This is a genomic window from Bradyrhizobium sp. Leaf396, from assembly GCF_001424605.1.
Taxonomy (GTDB): domain Bacteria; phylum Pseudomonadota; class Alphaproteobacteria; order Rhizobiales; family Xanthobacteraceae; genus Bradyrhizobium; species Bradyrhizobium japonicum_C.
Window position 1 is genome coordinate 77,625 of the sequence record NZ_LMQJ01000010.1, and the last position, 17,572, is coordinate 95,196.

18 protein-coding genes are annotated in these 17,572 nt (G+C 65.5%); 10 read left to right on the plus strand and 8 right to left on the minus strand.

Going from position 1 to position 17,572, the window contains the following annotated elements:
* Positions 1-26 precede the first annotated feature (26 nt).
* Entirely contained in the window at positions 27-866 is an 840-nt protein-coding gene (locus ASG57_RS11780; protein WP_082528939.1) for a protein-L-isoaspartate O-methyltransferase family protein, read from the minus strand.
* 80 nt (positions 867-946) lie between these two features.
* Positions 947-2,086: a tyrosine-type recombinase/integrase gene (locus ASG57_RS11785; RefSeq protein ID WP_057196314.1), complete on the minus strand. Its 1,140-nt coding sequence runs from the start codon at positions 2,084-2,086 to the stop codon at positions 947-949.
* A gap of 122 nt (positions 2,087-2,208) precedes the next feature.
* Here ASG57_RS11785 and ASG57_RS11790 point away from each other — a divergent pair, with 122 nt between their 5' ends.
* From ASG57_RS11790 to ASG57_RS11820, 7 genes are all read left to right on the plus strand, one after another.
* Complete coding sequence (locus ASG57_RS11790) at positions 2,209-3,153, plus strand: DUF1403 family protein (RefSeq protein WP_057196315.1); 945 nt, start codon at positions 2,209-2,211, stop codon at positions 3,151-3,153.
* Positions 3,154-3,155: 2 nt separating this feature from the next.
* Positions 3,156-3,848: an SMC-Scp complex subunit ScpB gene (scpB, locus tag ASG57_RS11795; RefSeq protein ID WP_057196316.1), complete on the plus strand. Its 693-nt coding sequence runs from the start codon at positions 3,156-3,158 to the stop codon at positions 3,846-3,848.
* A gap of 13 nt (positions 3,849-3,861) precedes the next feature.
* On the plus strand, positions 3,862-4,680 hold the full coding sequence (locus tag ASG57_RS11800) for a hypothetical protein (RefSeq protein ID WP_057196317.1): 819 nt from the start codon (positions 3,862-3,864) through the stop codon (positions 4,678-4,680).
* A 24-nt stretch (positions 4,681-4,704) separates the two neighbouring features.
* Complete coding sequence (gene ligD / locus ASG57_RS11805; RefSeq protein WP_057196318.1) at positions 4,705-5,535, plus strand: non-homologous end-joining DNA ligase; 831 nt, start codon at positions 4,705-4,707, stop codon at positions 5,533-5,535.
* Positions 5,423-5,761 carry an ATP dependent DNA ligase gene (locus tag ASG57_RS11810; protein WP_082528940.1) on the plus strand — a complete coding sequence of 113 codons (339 nt, stop codon included), beginning with the start codon at positions 5,423-5,425 and terminating at the stop codon, positions 5,759-5,761. The genes ligD and ASG57_RS11810 overlap by 113 nt, the downstream gene beginning before the upstream one ends.
* Positions 5,762-5,874: 113 nt before the next feature.
* Positions 5,875-7,362: a replicative DNA helicase gene (locus ASG57_RS11815; RefSeq protein ID WP_057196320.1), complete on the plus strand. Its 1,488-nt coding sequence runs from the start codon at positions 5,875-5,877 to the stop codon at positions 7,360-7,362.
* Entirely contained in the window at positions 7,316-7,801 is a 486-nt protein-coding gene (locus ASG57_RS11820; protein ID WP_156402643.1) for an RES domain-containing protein, read from the plus strand. The genes ASG57_RS11815 and ASG57_RS11820 overlap by 47 nt, the downstream gene beginning before the upstream one ends.
* A 3-nt stretch (positions 7,802-7,804) precedes the next feature.
* Here ASG57_RS11820 and ASG57_RS11825 read toward each other — a convergent pair whose 3' ends face one another.
* From ASG57_RS11825 to ASG57_RS11850, 6 genes are all read right to left on the minus strand, one after another.
* The gene (locus ASG57_RS11825; RefSeq protein ID WP_057196322.1) at positions 7,805-8,257 is read right to left on the minus strand and encodes a hypothetical protein; all 453 of its coding nucleotides are present in this window, start codon (positions 8,255-8,257) and stop codon (positions 7,805-7,807) included.
* Positions 8,258-8,321: 64 nt separating this feature from the next.
* On the minus strand, positions 8,322-8,609 hold the full coding sequence (locus tag ASG57_RS11830; RefSeq protein ID WP_057196323.1) for a TehB family protein: 288 nt from the start codon (positions 8,607-8,609) through the stop codon (positions 8,322-8,324).
* 18 nt (positions 8,610-8,627) lie between these two features.
* Positions 8,628-9,713 (minus strand): hypothetical protein, encoded by a 1,086-nt coding sequence (locus ASG57_RS11835; protein ID WP_057196324.1) that lies wholly within the window; start codon positions 9,711-9,713, stop codon positions 8,628-8,630.
* Positions 9,706-9,930 carry a hypothetical protein gene (locus ASG57_RS11840; RefSeq protein ID WP_057196325.1) on the minus strand — a complete coding sequence of 75 codons (225 nt, stop codon included), beginning with the start codon at positions 9,928-9,930 and terminating at the stop codon, positions 9,706-9,708. Before ASG57_RS11840 ends, ASG57_RS11835 begins: the two co-directional genes overlap by 8 nt.
* Complete coding sequence (locus ASG57_RS11845) at positions 9,927-11,039, minus strand: nucleotidyl transferase AbiEii/AbiGii toxin family protein (RefSeq protein ID WP_057196326.1); 1,113 nt, start codon at positions 11,037-11,039, stop codon at positions 9,927-9,929. The genes ASG57_RS11840 and ASG57_RS11845 overlap by 4 nt, the downstream gene beginning before the upstream one ends.
* Entirely contained in the window at positions 11,020-11,760 is a 741-nt protein-coding gene (locus ASG57_RS11850; RefSeq protein ID WP_057196327.1) for a DUF6088 family protein, read from the minus strand. The genes ASG57_RS11845 and ASG57_RS11850 overlap by 20 nt, the downstream gene beginning before the upstream one ends.
* A 229-nt stretch (positions 11,761-11,989) precedes the next feature.
* On the opposite strand from ASG57_RS11850, the gene ASG57_RS11855 reads away from it, so the two are divergent.
* From ASG57_RS11855 to ASG57_RS11865, 3 genes are read left to right on the plus strand one after another with little or no spacing between them, the layout of a single operon-like run.
* The gene (locus ASG57_RS11855) at positions 11,990-12,751 is read left to right on the plus strand and encodes an ImuA family protein (protein WP_057196328.1); all 762 of its coding nucleotides are present in this window, start codon (positions 11,990-11,992) and stop codon (positions 12,749-12,751) included.
* Positions 12,666-14,189 carry a Y-family DNA polymerase gene (locus tag ASG57_RS11860; protein ID WP_057196329.1) on the plus strand — a complete coding sequence of 508 codons (1,524 nt, stop codon included), beginning with the start codon at positions 12,666-12,668 and terminating at the stop codon, positions 14,187-14,189. Before ASG57_RS11855 ends, ASG57_RS11860 begins: the two co-directional genes overlap by 86 nt.
* Positions 14,186-17,491 (plus strand): error-prone DNA polymerase, encoded by a 3,306-nt coding sequence (locus ASG57_RS11865; protein ID WP_057196330.1) that lies wholly within the window; start codon positions 14,186-14,188, stop codon positions 17,489-17,491. Before ASG57_RS11860 ends, ASG57_RS11865 begins: the two co-directional genes overlap by 4 nt.
* Positions 17,492-17,572: the final 81 nt, after the last annotated feature.

Genomic DNA, 17,572 nt, shown 5'->3' on the forward strand with positions numbered 1-17,572 from the left:
CTCGGCGCGCTCCCGGGCGGCGACGCTTAGTCTGCGATTTCGTCGGTGCTGAGCGCCCAGTCGGCACCGGCGAACCAGCATCGATCGGGCACGGCAGGGCGTTTCCAGATCAGGCTTCGCACCTTGTCGAGACCGCCATCGGAAAACGCCTTGGCCAGGGCCTCCGCTTCGGCTTCGTCGCCGACGGCGAGATCGCCTTCGGCACAGACAAAATGCGCCGTACTGACGGGGTGAACCGCATACCCTTTTGGCTGTCGCTCGACAGCCAATGCCGCGCCACCGTTGCTGTGGCGGCCTCCCATGCCCTCTCGTTGAGGGCCAGGACCTCCGAGCCAGAACACCAGTCGTCCCCCTGGCGCGAGATTTTCGATCCAGCGATCGGCCGGGCGGATCACGCCAAAATTGACGTAGACGCCGTTCGCGGGCGCCTGAGGCCAAGCCGCGCCGTCGCCGCAAATCACCGTGACGTTCGGACGATCCGCAAGGGCGCGAGCCGCCTGATCGGCCAGCGTCGCATCGAACTCGATCGCCGTGACCTGACCTGTCGGACCAACGAGCTCGCTCAAAATCGCGCTGTAGTAGCCGGTGCCGGCGCCGACATGGACGATGCGGTCGCCTGCTTTGACAGCCAGAGCCTGAAACAGCTTGGCATGCAACGACGGGCTGCCGTTGTTCACGCCGCGTGCCGGGTCGAGTGCGAACAGGATATCCTGATAGGTGACGACCGGATCGGCCGAGGCAAGCGATCGATACCCGCCAAATGGCGAAAGGATCGTCCAGGGCGGGTCGCCGAGGAATCTTTCGCGTGGGACGGCGGCGAACGCTGCCTCGATGCGACCATCCTCGACGCCGAGCAGCGCCAGCATCTGGCGGGCATAGGCGCGGCGCACGATCGCCAGTTCGTCGGCGGAGAAGTTTTGGTCCAAGGGCGGGGAGGGGAGAAATGTCACAGGCCGGCAGCCTTCGTCAGATTGACCCGGAATCGGTCGCGGCGACGCTGATAGCCGCGGGTCTGCTCCGCCGTGGCGTGGCCGAGCTGCTTCTGGACGTAGCGTTCGTCGACCTCGGCAGAGGAGGCGAGGCCGGCGCGCAGGGAATGACCCGCGAACTTCCCCTTCCGGTCGCCTTCGGGCAGATCGGCGCGCACGCCGGCGGCGAGGGCGGCGGCCTTGACCAGCCGCGCCACCTGCTTGTCGGTCAGCCGGTCCGGCCCGACGTCTTTTCCGCCCTCGCGGACCCGGCGGAACAACGGTCCGTGACCGATCCGGGCCAGCTTCAGCCAGGTCTGCAGGGCGACGACGGGGCAGGTGGCGTCGGAGGAGCCGCGGCCGATCTCGACCTCGCGCCAGCCGGTCTTGCCGCGCAGGGTGACGACCATGCCGTCCTTGAGGATCTCGATCCAGCCGCTGCCGTCTTCGGTCTGCTCCGGCCCGACATCGAGGCCGACCACCTCGGAGCGGCGCAGTCCGCCGGCGAAGCCGACCAGCAGCATGGCGCGGTCGCGCAGGCCGCGCAGGCTGCCGCGATCGAACGTCTCGAGCATGGCGATCACGTCCTCTGGCAGGACGGCCTCCTTCTTGACGGGCGGGCGGCCGTGGGTGCGGCGGATGCCCGCCAGAACGGTCGCGACATGGCGGTCCTGGCGGTCGAAGGCGAGGCCGCGCTGGCGGAAGTGCCAGCTCAGCGCCGACAGCCGCCGCTCGATCGTCAAGACCGCGTCAGGCTTCGGCCCGGCCTTCCCGGCGGCGCAGGCGGTGATGTAGAGCCCGAGGGTCTGGACGTCCGGGGGGAGGGGGTCGAGGGCCTGCCGCCGGCACCAGGCCGTGTAATGCCGCCAGTCCGCCCCATAGGCGCGGCGGGTGTTCTCGGCGCTGGACGCCTTGATGTAGTCGCGCGCCCGGTCGGCGAGCGGCTCGAGATGCCGCGGCAGGCCCGTGGTGGCGCCCGGAACAGGGGAGGGGAGGCCGCCCGGCGCCTCGGCCGGCGTCTCTCCGGTCGACGAACCGACATCCGCCGCCGGGCTCTCCGGCGGCGCAGGGCCGTCCTGGGTGTCGAATGCGGGGTCGCGCGGGGCGTCAGGGCTCATTTCGCTATAATGTAGGAAACGTCCGATAATGCAAGATTATCGGACGTAGTTATTTGTCGACATGCGCGGCGGTTTGATACGAAATCCGTTGCCATAAGCGCCGCGCTGTATCATGCTCCGACATGGCCCCACGCGCGCGAATCCTCCCCGAGCCCCCGCCGACGTTCGCGCCGGCGCCATCCTGGCTGCGGCGGCGTGCTCCGCCCGACACCGTCACGGAAGCCGTGTTTTACGCCGGCGCAGCGCTGGCGGCGCTGCATCCGATCGCCCGCGATGAGCACAAGCTGGGCCTCTTGTGGCGGCAGCGCCTCGCGCTCTCCTGTGCGGCGGCGCTCGCGCGCCAGGGCGGGCGCACCGAGGACGAGGCGACGCTGCGCGACCACTGGTACTTGCGCAAGCCGGGCGACGACCCGGGTCCGGGCGGCCGCATTCTCGACGCCTGGCGCCGGCTCGGCGAACGGGCGACGAGTGACGAGAAGGAGTGGATCTGGGCCGTGGCGCCCTCGCTCGGCCATGCCCTCAACTCGCTGCCGATCGAGATCGTCGAGCTCGCCGGCCGCCACACCAAGCGGGCGCACGCCATGCCGGTGCTCGCCGCGGCGGAGATCATCGCGGCGAGCGGACGTGTCCTTCCGGACGAGGGGCTGCTGCCGCTGTGGCTCGCCGACGCGGTCCTCGCCCACCAGCTCCGCTGGCCGGCGCCGGTGCCGCTGCTCGCGGCGCATCTGTCACGCGGTGCGCTGCGCAAGGCGCCGCAGCATCTCGAGGGCGAGACCGTGTTCATGAGCGCGCTCTGCACGGCCTATGCGACGGCGGCCGTCACGGCGATCGACCTCTACAACGATCTCGCCCGCCGGGCGGCACATCTGCTCGCGGTCGCGCCGACGCTGCGCGGCCGGGACGCCGACCTCACCGTCTCCGTACTGATGAGCGAGGATGCCCAGCCCGCCGAGCAGGGCAAATCGGCGAGCGACCGCTCCAGCCGACGCCTGTTCGAGCGCCTGGTCTCGCTCGGCGCGGTGCGCGAGCTCACCGGTCGTCCGACCTTCCGACTCTACGGGCTCTGACGATGGGCCGGCGCGCACGAGCCAAGGAAGGTCTCGACACTGAGCTGGCCGACCTGCCGGCGGAGATGCGCTGGCGCGAATGGATGGGTCGGGTCGAGGCCGTGATCTTCGCGTCGCCCGAGCCGGTGACGCGCGAGGCTCTCTCTCGCGTCGTCGGTCGCGAATGCAACATCGACCTGATCATCGACGACATCCGCGATGAGTTGCGCGGGCGTCCCTATGAGCTCGTCGCCGTCGCCGGCGGCTGGCAGCACCGCACCCGCAAGGTGTTCGCCACGGCGATCCGGACCGCGACCGGGCTGGGCGACCAGGTCCGCCCGCTCTCGCAAGCCGAGAGCCTGATCCTGATGTGCATCGCCTATTACCAGCCGATCACCCGCGGCGAGCTCGGCCAGTTCTTCGGAAAGGAGGTCAGCCGCGACCTGATCGGCCACCTGCGCGGTCTCGGATTCATCGCCTCCGGCCCGCGCGCGCCCCAGCCCGGCGCGCCCTACACCTATGTCACCACCAACGGCTTCCTGTCGCACTTCGGATTCAACACGTTGCGCGATTTGCCCGACATGGAAATGCTCGAGGACGCCGGCCTCCTCAGCAAGGAGAAGCTCCTCGCCGGGGAGTTCCCGGACCCCCTTCCGGAAGATGACGAAGATCGGGACGATGACGAAGAAGCTGCAGGTAGGACAGAGACAGGCTAGCCGCATTTGCCAGATGTCGGCGGCTGATCGGCTTTCGTTCATCGCCGAAGGGCTTCCGATCATCCACGCCAGCTCGATGGGGTTCTGGTCGGCCTCCGCGGAGCTGCGAGAGAAACCGCGGGAGGCGGAGGTGCTTGAGGGATTCGCCAAAGAAGAAGCGGCGAAGATACTCATCCTGCTCGATGCCGTGCGCTGTCCCGAGAAGCGGATCGCCGGCAAGCTCAACAAATTGCTCCGCTGGTTCTACGGCCACCACGAGCGGCTGATCGTCGCCCAGCTCGCGGAGTGGTGGTTCTCCAATGTCGCGGATCTTCGGAAATCGGTCGAGCCGTTGCGCAAAGTCCATGATCTCGAGGGCAACATGGGCGAATTCATCGTGCCGAACTCCACCCTCTATCGACGCGAGAGCAAACTCTACGCCGACGTCGAGGCCTACGAGGATGGCACGCCGGTCTGGAATGCGCCCGTCGTCCAGCCAACCGGCTTCCCAGCGCACATGCCCGCTGTCGTGCGGGTTATCGACGCGATGGCGGTATGCGGCATGTTCGCGCTCGCGGGGCTTAAGGCCGCGTCTGAGGTCTGGGGGCAGCTTGAGTTTCAGGAGACGGAGACGTTGCAGGATGCGGAGCGCCTGACGCAGGAACTCTTGGCGCGGTTGATTGCGGAGGGTCTGCCAAACGAATCTGCCACACAGAATCATGTCGACGCGTTGTACCGGCATTGGCCGTTGCCGATGTACAATGTCGATCTCGATCCGATCCCTGTGACACTCGAAGAGTTGAAGGCGGAGCAGGACCGCCTCTACTGGGCCGAGGTTGGCGATCCCCGGTGAGCCGGCCGGGGCAGGGGAGGTGGAATGTCGCCTAAAGCGAATAAGACCGACGATCCCGCTATCGGCCGGCCGCCCAACTGGATCAAGCCGCAGCTCACGCGCCTCGTCGAGCATGCACCCGACGGCTCGGCGTGGCTTCACGAGATCAAGTTGGACGGATACCGCATGCATGCACGCATCGACGGCGCTGATATCCGGCTTCTGACCCGGACGGGACTCGACTGGAGCCATCGCTACCGGACGACAATCTCGGCGCTTCGCGCGCTGCCTCTGCAAAACGCTTATCTTGACGGGGAGCTCTGCGCGGTCCGGTCGGATGGCGTGACATCCTTCAGCCGGCTGCAGGCCGCGATGGACGAGGGCCGAACGGGTGAGCTCGTCTACTTCGCGTTCGATCTTCTGTTTCTGAACGGCGAAAGCATAGCGCGCCGGCCGCTCATCGAGCGCAAGACGCGCCTGCAAACTCTCCTCGCGACGCAACGGCCAGGACTTCTGTTCAGCGACCACATCGTTGGAGGCGGCCCCGAATTTTACGAACACGCCTGCCGGATGACGCTCGAGGGCGTCGTATCCAAGCGCGTCGACCGAGCACATGCGCCGGGCGATCGCGGTCTCTGGGTCAAGTCGAAATGTCTCAACCGCAAAGAATTCGTCGTCGTCGGATGGACCGATCCAACAGGAAGCCGGCCGCACATTGGCTCACTTCTTCTCGGCTACTACACCGAGAATGGAAGCCTGCGATATGCCGGCCGGGGCCGGCACGGGGATCACGGTCGCCGAGCTCAAACGATTGGCTCGGCGGCTCGCGCCTCTAAAAAGAGCGCGCATGCCGCTCGATGTTCCTCCGCCGCGTGAGAGCCGCTTCGGCACGCCGCTGGAGCTCTCCCGCGTCCATTGGGTCAAGCCGGAACTCGTGGTCGAGGTGACGTATCTCACATGGACGGAAGATGGCCTGTTGCGCCAGGTTTCCTACCAGGGCGAGCGAGAAGACAAGCCGGCGCGGCAAGTCAAACGGGCAGCGCCTCACACCCTGATCAGCACGCGCGATTCGCGCCATTCTGCAAGAGCTGATTTCTCGTAGCCCTAGTCACGCCCCGGCTGGCTGCCCTGTGGGCGAAAACGCTAATCTTCCGGACGACACCGATTCTCGGATGAGACATCCCAGAGAGCGGAACGCTCGGGACAAGGTGAACGATGGCAGAAGCAGCGACGAGGCTTGAAGCGATCCGGACGTCGCTCCCGGCGATGCCGCACAACATCGAAGCCGAGCAAGCGCTGCTTGGCGCGGTTTTCATCAACAACGATGCGTTCTATCGCGTGTCGGACTTCTTGAAATCCGATCACTTCTTTGAGCCGCTGCATCGTGCGATCTTCGATGTGATGGCTGGCTTGGTTGAAGCGAACAAAATCGCGAGCCCTATCACAGTTAAGAGCTTTCTTCCTTCCGACCTGGATATCGGCGGCTTGTCGCTCTCGCAGTATCTTGCGCGTCTGGCGGCCGAAGCCACGACCGTCATCAATGCAGCAGATTATGGTCGCACCATCTACGATTTGGCGATCCGCCGCGAGTTGATCAACATCGCGGACGATATGCGCGACGCGGCGTTCAATTCAGCCGTTGACTCCGAACCACGCGAGCAGATCGAGCATGCGGAGCAGCGACTGTACGAGGTCGCGGAAACAGGCCGGTTCGGCAGCGGGTTCGAAACGTTCGACGAGGCTCTGACACAAGCGATCGACAAAGCCGCGCTCGCCTACCAATGTGACGGAAAACTCTCCGGCCTGCCGACAGGTCTCAAAGACCTCGATGCAAAAATGGGAGGGCTCCAACCATCGGACCTCATCATCATTGCTGGTCGGCCCGGCATGGGCAAGACGTCGCTCGCGACGAACATCGCCTACAACGTCGCCCGAGCATATGAGCCGTCCGACATCAGCGCCGGTTCTGTGCAAGCCCGTTCCGGCGGCATTGTCGCTTTCTTCTCGCTGGAAATGTCATCGGAGCAGCTAGCGACGCGCATCATCGCGGAGCAGTCGGAGATCTCGTCTTCCAGCATCCGACGCGGCGAGATATCGGAGAACGACTTCGATGCATTGCTTCAGCGACGGCAGGAGATTCGACGGATACCACTCTTTATCGACCAGACTGGCGCTCTCACAATCGGTCAAGTGGCTGCTCGCGCGCGACGTCTCAAGCGACAGCGTGACCTCGATCTGATCGTCGTCGATTATATCCAACTCATGCAAGGTACGACGAAACGCGCTGCGCAAAACCGCGTGCAGGAGGTGGCGGAGATCACAACCGGCCTGAAGGCGCTCGCCAAGGAGCTTAACGTCCCCATCGTCGCCTTGTCGCAACTGTCGCGAAACGTCGAGAACCGGGAGGAAAAACGACCGCAACTGTCCGACCTGCGCGAATCCGGTTCGATAGAGCAAGATGCCGACGTTGTGCTGTTTGTCTTTCGTGAAGAATACTACCTCAAGAATCGCGAGCCGACGCCCGGTACCGAGGCTCATCTGAAATGGCAGGGGGACCTTGAGGTATCGCGTGGAAAGGCTGAGATCATTATCGGAAAGCAGCGGCATGGCTCGACGGGCACCGTGAATCTGTCGTTTCAGGGTGAATTCACCCGATTTGCTGATCTTGTTCACGCGAACAGAGTTCCATTTCAGGGGTCCTAAGCGCCACGACGCCGTCCGCACCGCTATCGCCGAGCGGATTGTGCGCGATCGTTTCCAGGGCAGGGCGCGGCGAGAATTGTTTGCGCACGAGCTTCGCGGCTACTCGGTCTTTGCCGTGAACAACCCCGGCCCTCTCTCGTTGATCGACCTACGGCACGAGGGCGCAAGCCTCTTAGGCGCGCCGACTGACGCCGTCCGCGGCCGCGCCCATCAAGCCGGCCGCACGTTAAGTCAGCAGCTTTACGATCAGACGTCAGCGGGCGGCATCGTGTATATGTCGCGAATTACCAATCGCGAATGCGTTGCCGTCTACGATCGCGCTGTTGCGGAGAAGCTCGTAGTCAACGCTCCGGTCACAGCGCCCATCCGCTTAGCGTCACTGCCAACCGATCCGCGCGCGTTGCATATTGAGGTGCTGGAGGATGACGATCGCGACTGACGATCATGCAGCGCGGCGCGTTTGACGAAGCACCTCTGCATACCAATCCAACTCGCTGAAGCAGTGTCCCCAGTTCGCCGCCTTCTTTGGATGCGACGTAACCCAGGACTTCAACCCGCTGAAAGACGCAGATTTCAGAAAGTGCGGGAATGGCGGCGGCTCATCTGGCCGCACCGGGAGACCAAAGCGGCGAGAAAGCCGCTGCAAATCGCCTCGTGAAAAGCCCGCGAGAAGTATGCGTTCTGATGGGGGTGCACCGTCGCAAATCCACCAGCCTTCGGATTCGGCGTTAGCTCGCCTTTGTTGATAGAAAATGGCCGACGAGCCGAGGAGCGCCGTATGACGTTGCGGCTTCCCGATCGGCCGGGCGCTGATAAGCGGGCCGGCGCTCCCCAGTTCGCCTCGAAAGACGATGTCGTTGATCACGGTCTGGAAGAACGTGAGGTCGCTCGCCATAGCTAAGGCCCAAAAGCCGAATCAGATGAATCGTAGCATGCGAGCTTGGCATCGCAGGCGTCGATCAGCCTTTTCTCGCGGCGTAGAACTCGACATACATGCGCATCGGCGTGCTCGCTGGCGCAACGTCGTGCAATTGCTCCGGCCGGACGACGCCGGGCTTTCCCGGCTCGAGCACTGTCTCGCTCGGCGGCTCGTAAATCCGATAGGTCAGCTTGCCTTCGAGAACGTGGATTAATGCCCATGTCCCCGCCTTCGTGCTGTGTTGTTTCCGAAGCGCCGCCGGCAGGGTGTCCTGATCGAACTCCGGAGAGCGGCTATAGGCTTCGACGTCTGCAGGAAGGTCATTCATGGCAGCATGATCCCGACGCTAGAAGCCATATCGCTCGTCGGCCCAACGCAGCAGCACCTTCGCATCATGATCCGGCAGGCGCACGCGCGCCTCGCGTAGGCCTTGCGCGATCGTCTCGCCGACTTCGGGAGAGACTTTGTTGCCATGCGTCATCAGGAAAAACCACGCGAACGGCAGGCCCATCTCCCGGTCGATCGCCTCGATGCGATCCATGAGCATGTGGACGGATGAATCGCCCGCCTCCAGGCGCTCGTCCGGCAGACGCAGTGGACGGGGGATGAACGCGACCTCGCGTTCACCCTTGTGTTCGTAATCCCTGATGTCGAGCGCCCAATGCTCGTAAACGCGGCTCGCCCGCGCGCTCGACTGCTCCCAGTCCTGAAAGAAGCGGACCTCTCGCGGCGTGAAATCGAAGTAGTTGGGCTGCAAGTCGAGAAACGGCGTCCGCGTGCCGTCGGAGCTGACCCACGCGCTCCGCTCTAATTCCGGCCGTCGCGCCTCCCGCTTGTCGCGTTCGAGACGCGCGCAGCGCGCGAGAAAAGTACGGACATACACGACGCTGCTGGCGCGATTCAGCCTGTAAAGCGGACCAGCAAGCACCTTGTCGTCTGACATTTCGTCGTGAGTGATCCATGACGGATCGAGCAGTTCCTCTTTGCCCCAAGGCCGGCGTGATGGGTTGACGATTGGACCCGCACACCATTCGGTCTCACGACCGAGCGCAACCTGCACATAGTCAGCCGCGCCCGATCCTGTCGGCGCGAAGGCGTAAACGCTGTTGCCGTGCCATTCCGAGATCTGGAGATCAGTGTCCTGCAACCGTCGCCAGACCGTTGCGATGTCTCCATTGTCCTTCGCAAGCTCGGCTTCCATCCAGGGCCCATACTCAGCGATATGTGTTCCGTCGGCGGCCAGCACCGAGCGCGTGTCCCGCCAATACGGGTCGTCAACGCTCGCGGCCAAGAACAAAAACCCTGGGAAGGCCTCGCTCAATGCCCGCGCCAAAGCGGTCTCGTCGGCGCCCGCCGGAAGACGCGCCAGAATCGCCTCGACAGAAGCGCGATCAGGCAGCCTGGCAGGTCCGTACTCCGAAATCTCAGCCATGTGGCCACCTTATCATTTTGGCCCCGCCGGGTCCTTGCCCGGCTCCGCCGATCAGGAAGTGGATGTGGGCCAGGCCCCAGATCCACCATGCGAGGGCGCCGCGCAGCTTGATGCGGCCGAAGTCGATGACGGCGAGGCGCTTACCGATCCGAACGCCGGCGCCGGCAAGCCGATGCACGGTCTCAAGGCCGCCGAAGCCGGTCGGCGCGTTCGTCATGCCTCACTCGGCCCGGCATCCGCCGGGTTGAGATGATGTTCGAGCGCTTCGATGCTGGCGATCACGTCGGCGAAGGCCGGCGGCGTGCCGAAGATCATCTCCGTCATACGCTGATAATCGGCCGCGAGCTTGGCTCGCATGCCTGGCGTCGGGACGAGGCGATAGCTGCCCGGCACGGCGCGGTCGTATCGGTGATCCGGCGCGCGAAACATAAGTTCCTTGTGCTGTCGGCAGGCTTCGGCGAGATCGCGTAGAGACGCGGTCGCGACACCATAGTCCGGATGCGACCAGATCTGATGGACGTCGTAGTAATGACGTGAGTACCGATTGAGATCAGGCACGGGCCGTTCGGGATTGGCCTCCTCACGCCGCTTCTCCGTCATCTCCGTCATTGCATGCAGGATCAGCACCTTCTCCCAGAAGGTGCGCTCGGGTTTGACCGTCATCACGTTGCGTACCGTGAGGTCCATGCCTTCCGGCATTTCGTCGGCGATGTAGGGGACGATCTCGCGTGGCTCTGCCGGCTCCGGATCGGGGCGCGCGCCGCCCTCGATGCGGACCGCGGCCTGCACATAGTTCTGCGCGGAATCGAAGACGCTCTTGTAGCTGACAACCAGAATGTCGAGCGCGTCCTTGTTGCGATAATTGTCGAAACCGAAGCCGAGCGTGAAATGTCCCGGCTGCTCGATCGCTTCCTCGACGGCCGCGATCTCCTTCGCGAGCCGCTCCTTCAGCGGACCGGAGATGTATTGACGCGCCGCCTCGTCGACCTTCTCGGCGAGCGCGCGCTGCTGCTGGTTGATGGAGGGCAGGGCGGCGATGTCGGCTTCGAGCGGGACGTGCAGATCGGCCTTGTAGATGCCGATGTCGATGTCTTCTGAGAACCTGCGGATCAGTCCATATGCCTTGCTGAGGCTCGTACCGCCCTTGAAGTAGAGACCGATCGGATCGTCTCCGCGCCGGTTGAACAGGAAGTCGAGCACCCAGCAGACATAGAGGTCCTTCTCGACGTTCTGCGCCTGCGTTTCGAGATGCGCGGCGACCGTCTCGAAGAGAGCGCGGCGGTCGTCGACGCTCGATCGCAGGACTTCAATGAACGTCTTCTGCATGATCGTCCTTCGCGCGGTCGATGTCCGGCGCATTCTCGCTGTGATCTTCAGCAAGCCGGCGCGTGATTGTCTCGATCAGCGGATACATCCAGGCCGGGACCGCGTGGATGTTCTCGCGCAGATCGTCCGCGACCTTGTCGCGGTTCGGATCGCGCGCGAGATGGCGAACGATGCCGTTTACGGCGGCGTCGAGGCTCGCCTTCTCATCCCGAAACCATGTCAGCGCCTGGACGACGCGCATGGCCGGCCGCCCGGCCCAGAACGCCGTCTTCGCCGCGACGCGTTTGAAGTCGAGCTTGTAGATGACCGGCCTGGTCGCCTTCGGATCGCCGACGCTCGCCTCGATCTCGATCGTCCGGGGATAGGTGTCGGCGTAGATCGTCGAGCGCGCCGGGACGGCCGTCGTCAGGCCGAGATCGTTCGCGGCGGTCATGCCGTCGACGAGGACGCGCAGCTTGTCGCGCCGGACGATCGCGTCGATGAACGAGGCCCGCGGCGGAAACACCATCTTGCCGGTCAGCTTGCTGACGCCGGGCTTGTCGTAGAGGCCGCGATAGGGCCGGCGGATGTCGCCGCGCAGGGTCAGCCGCTGCAGCGCCTTCTCGACGGCGTTCGGCGTCCCGATGTCGAGGAAATCGGCGCGCGACCACACCCCGGCCGGCGCCGCCTGGGCGATCCGGGCATGGATGCGGTCGAGGGTGTCCGACGTCGGGTCTGGCATGGAGCCGCTCGTTTCTGGCCAAAGATTATATATAAAAATTGGTCAGTAGCAATCTGATACGCGCACTGACCAAAATTTCTACTCAAACTTTGGTCAGTGGAACCCGTCTCGCCCTCTTTCTTCCTCCGGATGACCCCTCCGCAGGCCGAATCTAATGAGTCCGATTGACTCTCCAGGGTGACGAGAACAAACATAGAACATACCCAATGCGGAGAGCGTTGCAAAGGACATGAGTACGTCCGCCCCCCGATCAGTCGTGTCCGAGCTCCGGGCACGCATCGCCCGGCTTGAGGGCAGGACCGCGCATCAGCGCGCGGTCCTGCCCTTCGGCGTGCCGGCGATCGACCGGGTTCTTCCGGAAGGAGGGTTGCTGCGCGGCGCACTGCATGAGGTCGCCGGCGGCGGCAACGGCGCCGTGGACGGCGCGGCCGCCGCCCTGTTCGCCGCCGGCATTGCGGCGCGCAGCGGCGGCAAGGTGCTGTGGTGCGTGACCCGGCCCGACCTGTTCGCGCCGGCGCTCGCCCAGGCCGGTCTCGCGCCTGGCCGCGTCGTCTATGTCGAGTGCGGCGACGAGAAATCCCTGCTCGCCTATTTCGAGGAGGGGTTGCGGCATCCCGGATTGGGCGCCGTCGTCGCCGAAGTGTCGCGTCTCTCCATGACCGCCTCGCGCCGGCTCCAGCTCGCGGCCGAGGCCTCCGGCACGCTCGGCCTCGCGATCCGGCGGTGGCGACGTCAGACCGAGGCGGCAGATTTCGGGATGCCGACGGCGGCAACGACGCGATGGCGCGTGTCGGCTCTGCCGTCGGCGCCGCTGCCGGTCCCCGGCGTCGGGCGGCCGCGCTGGCTTCTCGAGCTCATCCGATCGCGCGCCGGAGAATGTGCGGATTTCGTTGTGGAGGCGTGTGATGACCAGGGTCGTCTCGCTCTTCCTTCCAGCCTGGCCGACGGACAGGGTGCGAAGGATGTTGGGCGACGCCGCGCCTCCGCCTGAGACGCCGATCGTTCTTGTCGGCCGCGAGGGCCGCCGACGTGAGATCCTGGCCGCCGATGCGGCCGCGCAGCGCGCCGGCCTGCGCGTCGGCATGGCCGCCAGCAAGGCGCAGGCGCTGGTGAGGGATCTCGTCATGCGCGACGCCGAGCCGGACGCGGACTTCGCCGCGCTCGAACGGCTCGCGCTCTGGGCGCTGCGCCGCTATTCGCCGATTGTCGCGGCTGACCCGCCCGACGGCCTCGTCATCGAGGCGGCCGGCGCCACCCATCTTCACGGCGGCGAGACCGCCATGCTCGCCGACATGGTGGCGCGCCTGAAAGCCGCCGGCCTGTCCCCACGCGCGGCGATGGCCGACACCTGGGGCGCGGCGCATGCGCTCGCGCGCTTCGCCGCGCGGCCGACGCTTGTCGTTCCCGCCGGCGAGAGCGCCGCGGCGATCATGTCCCTGCCGATTGCCGCCTTGCGGCTGCAGTCCACGACCGTCGACAGCCTGCGCCGGCTCGGCCTCGACCGGATCGGCGATCTCGAGCGCACCCCGCGGGCGCCGCTCGCGCTGCGCTTCGGCTCTGACATCGGCCGCCGCCTCGACCAGGCGATGTGCCGTGTCAGCGAGCCGATCGACCCGATCCGTCCCGCCGAGATCGCCGAGGTGCGGCGGCAGTTCGCGGAACCGATCTCGGCGGCCGAGACGATCGCCCGCTACATCGCCAAGCTGGTGAGCGAGCTTTGCATCCTGCTCGAGGCGCGCGGGCAGGGCGCGCGGGGCCTCGACCTTCTCTGTCACCGTGTCGATGCGCGAATGGTGGCGGTCCGCGTCGGGACGGCCTTGCCCGTGCGCGACGCCAAGCGGCTGACGCGGCTCCTCGCCGAAAAGATCGAGACCATTGATCCCGGCTTCGGCATCGAGCTCATGCGGCTTGCCGCGACGATCGCCGAGCCCTTGGACGCGAAGCAGATCATCTCCGATCTCGCCTCCCCGCCGGAGGCGGACATCAGCGACCTGATCGACACCCTGTCCAATCGCATCGGCGGCGAACGACTCTATCGCATCGTGCCGGTTCAGAGCGACGTGCCGGAACGATCGGTCGCGCGCGCGGCGCCGGCATCGCCCGACGCCGGTGCCTCTTGGTCGGGATCGTGGCCGCGGCCGGTGAGGCTCCTCGCATCGCCCGAGCCGATCGAGACCGTGGCGCTGTTGCCCGATCATCCGCCCGTGACATTCGTCTGGCGGGGTGTGCGCCGGCGCGTGCGGCGCGCCGACGGGCCCGAGCGGATTTTCGAGGAATGGTGGCGCAGTGACGCCGAACTCGACGCCGTGCGCGACTACTTCCGCGTCGAAGACGACGGAGGCGAGCGGTTCTGGATTTTCCGCGCCGGCGACGGCGAGCACGGCGAGACCGGCTCACAGCGCTGGTACTTGCACGGAATCTTCGCATGAGCGGCCCGCGCTATGTCGAGCTGCAGGCGACGTCGCACTTCTCGTTTCTGCGGGGAGCGAGCAGCGCCGAAGAACTGTTCGCGCAGGCGGCCATGCTCGGCATCGAGGCGCTCGGCATTGTCGACCGCAATTCCCTGGCCGGCATCGTCCGGGCGCATGAAGCCGCCAAGGTGACGGGCGTGCGCCTCGTCGTTGGCTGCCGCCTCGACCTCGCTGACGGCTTCTCGTTGCTGGCCTATCCGACCGATCGCGCCGCCTATGCGCGGCTGTGCCGCCTGCTGTCGGAAGGCAAGCGCCGCGCCGGCAAGGCGAAGTGCCATCTCGAGTGGCGCGATGTCGTCGCCTATGGCGAGGGCCTGATCGCCATCCTTCTCCCGGATGACGCCGACGCGCCCTGCGCCGAACGGCTGCGCCGCCTGCGCGAGGCGTTCGGCGATCGCGGCTACCTCGCATTGACGCTGCGCCGCAGGCCGAACGACCAGCTCAGGCTGCACGAGCTGGCGAACCTCGCGGCGTCGCTGCGCGTCGAGACCGTCGTGACCAATGACGTGCTGTTTCACGAACCTCGGCGTCGCGTCATGCAGGATGTCGTCACCGCCATCCGCCACAACGTGACGATCGACGCCCTCGGCTTCAGGCGTGAGCGGCACGCGGATCGTTTTCTCAAACCACCCGAAGAGATGCACCGCCTGTTTGCGCGCTACCCGGAAGCGCTTGCGCGCACAGTCGGGATCGCAAAGCGCTGCACCTTCTTGCTCTCGGAGCTCGAGTACCAATATCCGGAAGAGCGCAGCAAGCCGGACCTCACGCCGCAGGAGGCGCTGGTGAAGTTCACATGGGAAAGCGCCGCGGAGCGCTATCCTGAGGGCGTGCCCGACAGGGTGCGCAAGATCCTCGCGCATGAGCTCGCGCTGATCCGCACGCTCGATTACGCCCCGTATTTTCTCACCGTCAACGCGATCGTCCGCTTCGCACGATCGAAGGGAATCTTATGTCAGGGGCGCGGTTCGGCCACCAATTCCGCCGTCTGCTACGTGCTCGGCATCACATCCATCGACCCGGATCGCAACGACCTGCTGTTCGAGCGCTTCGTCAGCGTCGAACGCAAGGAGCCTCCCGACATCGACGTCGATTTCGAGCATGAGCGGAGGGAGGAGGTTATCCAGTGGGTCTATGAGACCTATGGCCGCGACCGGGCGGCTCTGTGTTCGACTGTGATCCGCTACAGGTCGAAAGGGGCGCTGCGGGATGTCGGCAAGGCGCTGGGCCTGACCGAAGACACAATCAAGATGCTGTCCGGCCAAGTCTGGGGCTGGTCACGGACCGGCATCGAGGACAAGCACGCCGCCGACCTCAACATGAATCTCGGCGACCGGCGCCTGCGCCTCGCGCTCGAGCTGGCGCGCGCGCTGATCGGCACGCCGCGCCATCTCAGCCAGCATCCTGGCGGTTTCGTTCTGACGCGCGAGAGGCTCGACGATCTCGTGCCGATCGAGCCCGCGGCGATGGCTGGACGGCAAGTCGTTGAGTGGGACAAAGACGATGTCGACGCCTTGCGCATGATGAAGATGGATTGTCTCGCGCTCGGCATGTTGTCCTGCATGAAACGCGCCTTCGATCTCTTGTCGGAGCACAAAGGCGTCGCGCTCGATCTCGCGACCATTCCCGCCGAGGACCCGCGCACCTACGCGATGATCCGGCGCGCCGACACGCTCGGCGTGTTCCAGATCGAGAGCCGGGCGCAGATGAGCATGTTGCCGCGGCTCAAGCCGCGCACCTTTTACGACCTCGTCATCGAAGTCGCGATCGTGCGGCCAGGACCGATCCAGGGCGACATGGTGCATCCGTATTTGCGCCGACGCGAGGGCAAGGAGGACGTCGTCTATCCGACGCCCGAGCTCGAGGCAGTGCTGGGTAAGACGCTCGGCGTGCCGCTGTTTCAGGAACAGGCGATGCGCATTGCGATCACGGCGGCCGGCTTCTCGCCCGGCGAGGCCGACCAGCTCCGCCGGAGCATGGCGACGTTCAAACACACGGGCGGCGTCTCGGCTTTCAAGGACAAGCTCGTCAACGGTATGATCGACAACGGCTACGCCCGCGACTTTGCCGAGAAGACGTTCTCGCAGCTCAAGGGCTTCGGCAGCTATGGCTTTCCTGAAAGCCATGCCGCTTCGTTCGCGTTGCTGGCCTATGCCTCTTCCTGGATGAAATGCCATCACGCGGATGTCTTCTGCGCGGCCCTGCTCAATGCCCAGCCGATGGGATTCTATGCGCCGGCGCAAATCGTTCGCGATGCGCGCGATCACGGCGTCGAGGTGCGCCCCGTCGACGTCAACCGATCCCGATGGGATTGCACCCTGGAGCCGACCGAGGATGAGGACCGCTTCGCAGTCAGACTCGGCATGCGCATGGTGCGCAGCCTGGCCAATGGCGACGCCGCGCAGATCATCGCCGCCCGCGGCGATCGGCCGTTCTCGTCGGTCGACGATCTATGGCGCCGCGCCGCCGTGCCGGCCGCCGCGCTCGTTCACCTTGCCGACGCCGATGCGTTTCGTCCGGCTTTCGGTCTTCCACGGCGCGATGCGATGTGGGCGATCAAGGCGCTGCGCGACGAACCGCTGCCGCTCTTCGCGGCCGCCGCTTCGCGCGAAGCGAGGACCGTGCCGGAGATCCACGAGCCGGCCGTCGCGCTGCGCCCCATGAAAGCCGGCGGCGAGGTGGTCGAGGACTATGGCCATGTCGGCCTGACGCTGCGCGCGCATCCGCTGTCGTTCCTGCGCGCTGACCTCGCGCGCCGGCGGATCGTCACCTGCACCGAGGCGATGGCGGCGCGCGACGGCCGCTGGCTCGAAGCCGCCGGCCTCGTTCTGGTGAGGCAGATGCCCGGATCGGCCAAAGGCGTGATGTTCATCACGATCGAGGATGAGAGCGGTATCGCCAATCTCGTCATCTGGCCCCAGGTCTTCGAGCAATACCGGCGCGTCGTGCTTTCGGCCGGCTTGCTTTCGGTCCGTGGGCGGATTCAGCGGGAAGGGGAGGTGGTGCATCTCGTCGCGCGTCATCTGTCCGATCTGTCCGGCGAACTGGCCAGCGTTGGCGAGCGCGACGACGCCTTCCCGCTCCCGCATGGCCGCGGCGATGAGCTCCACCACGGCAGCCCGACGCCCGATCCTCGCAGCGTGCCGAAGGGCCCACGGCCGAAGAACATCGTGGATCCTTTATGCCGATCTCGGCATAAGGGATCTTATCCCGAGTCCGACACTATGCCGATGAAGCTCCCCAAACCGCGAGACTTTCGATAGATCGGACTCTTCGGCTCGGCATAGTGTTTCGTCCTTTCCTGCAGCAACAGGCATGGGAGAAAATCCCATCCACTTCACCTG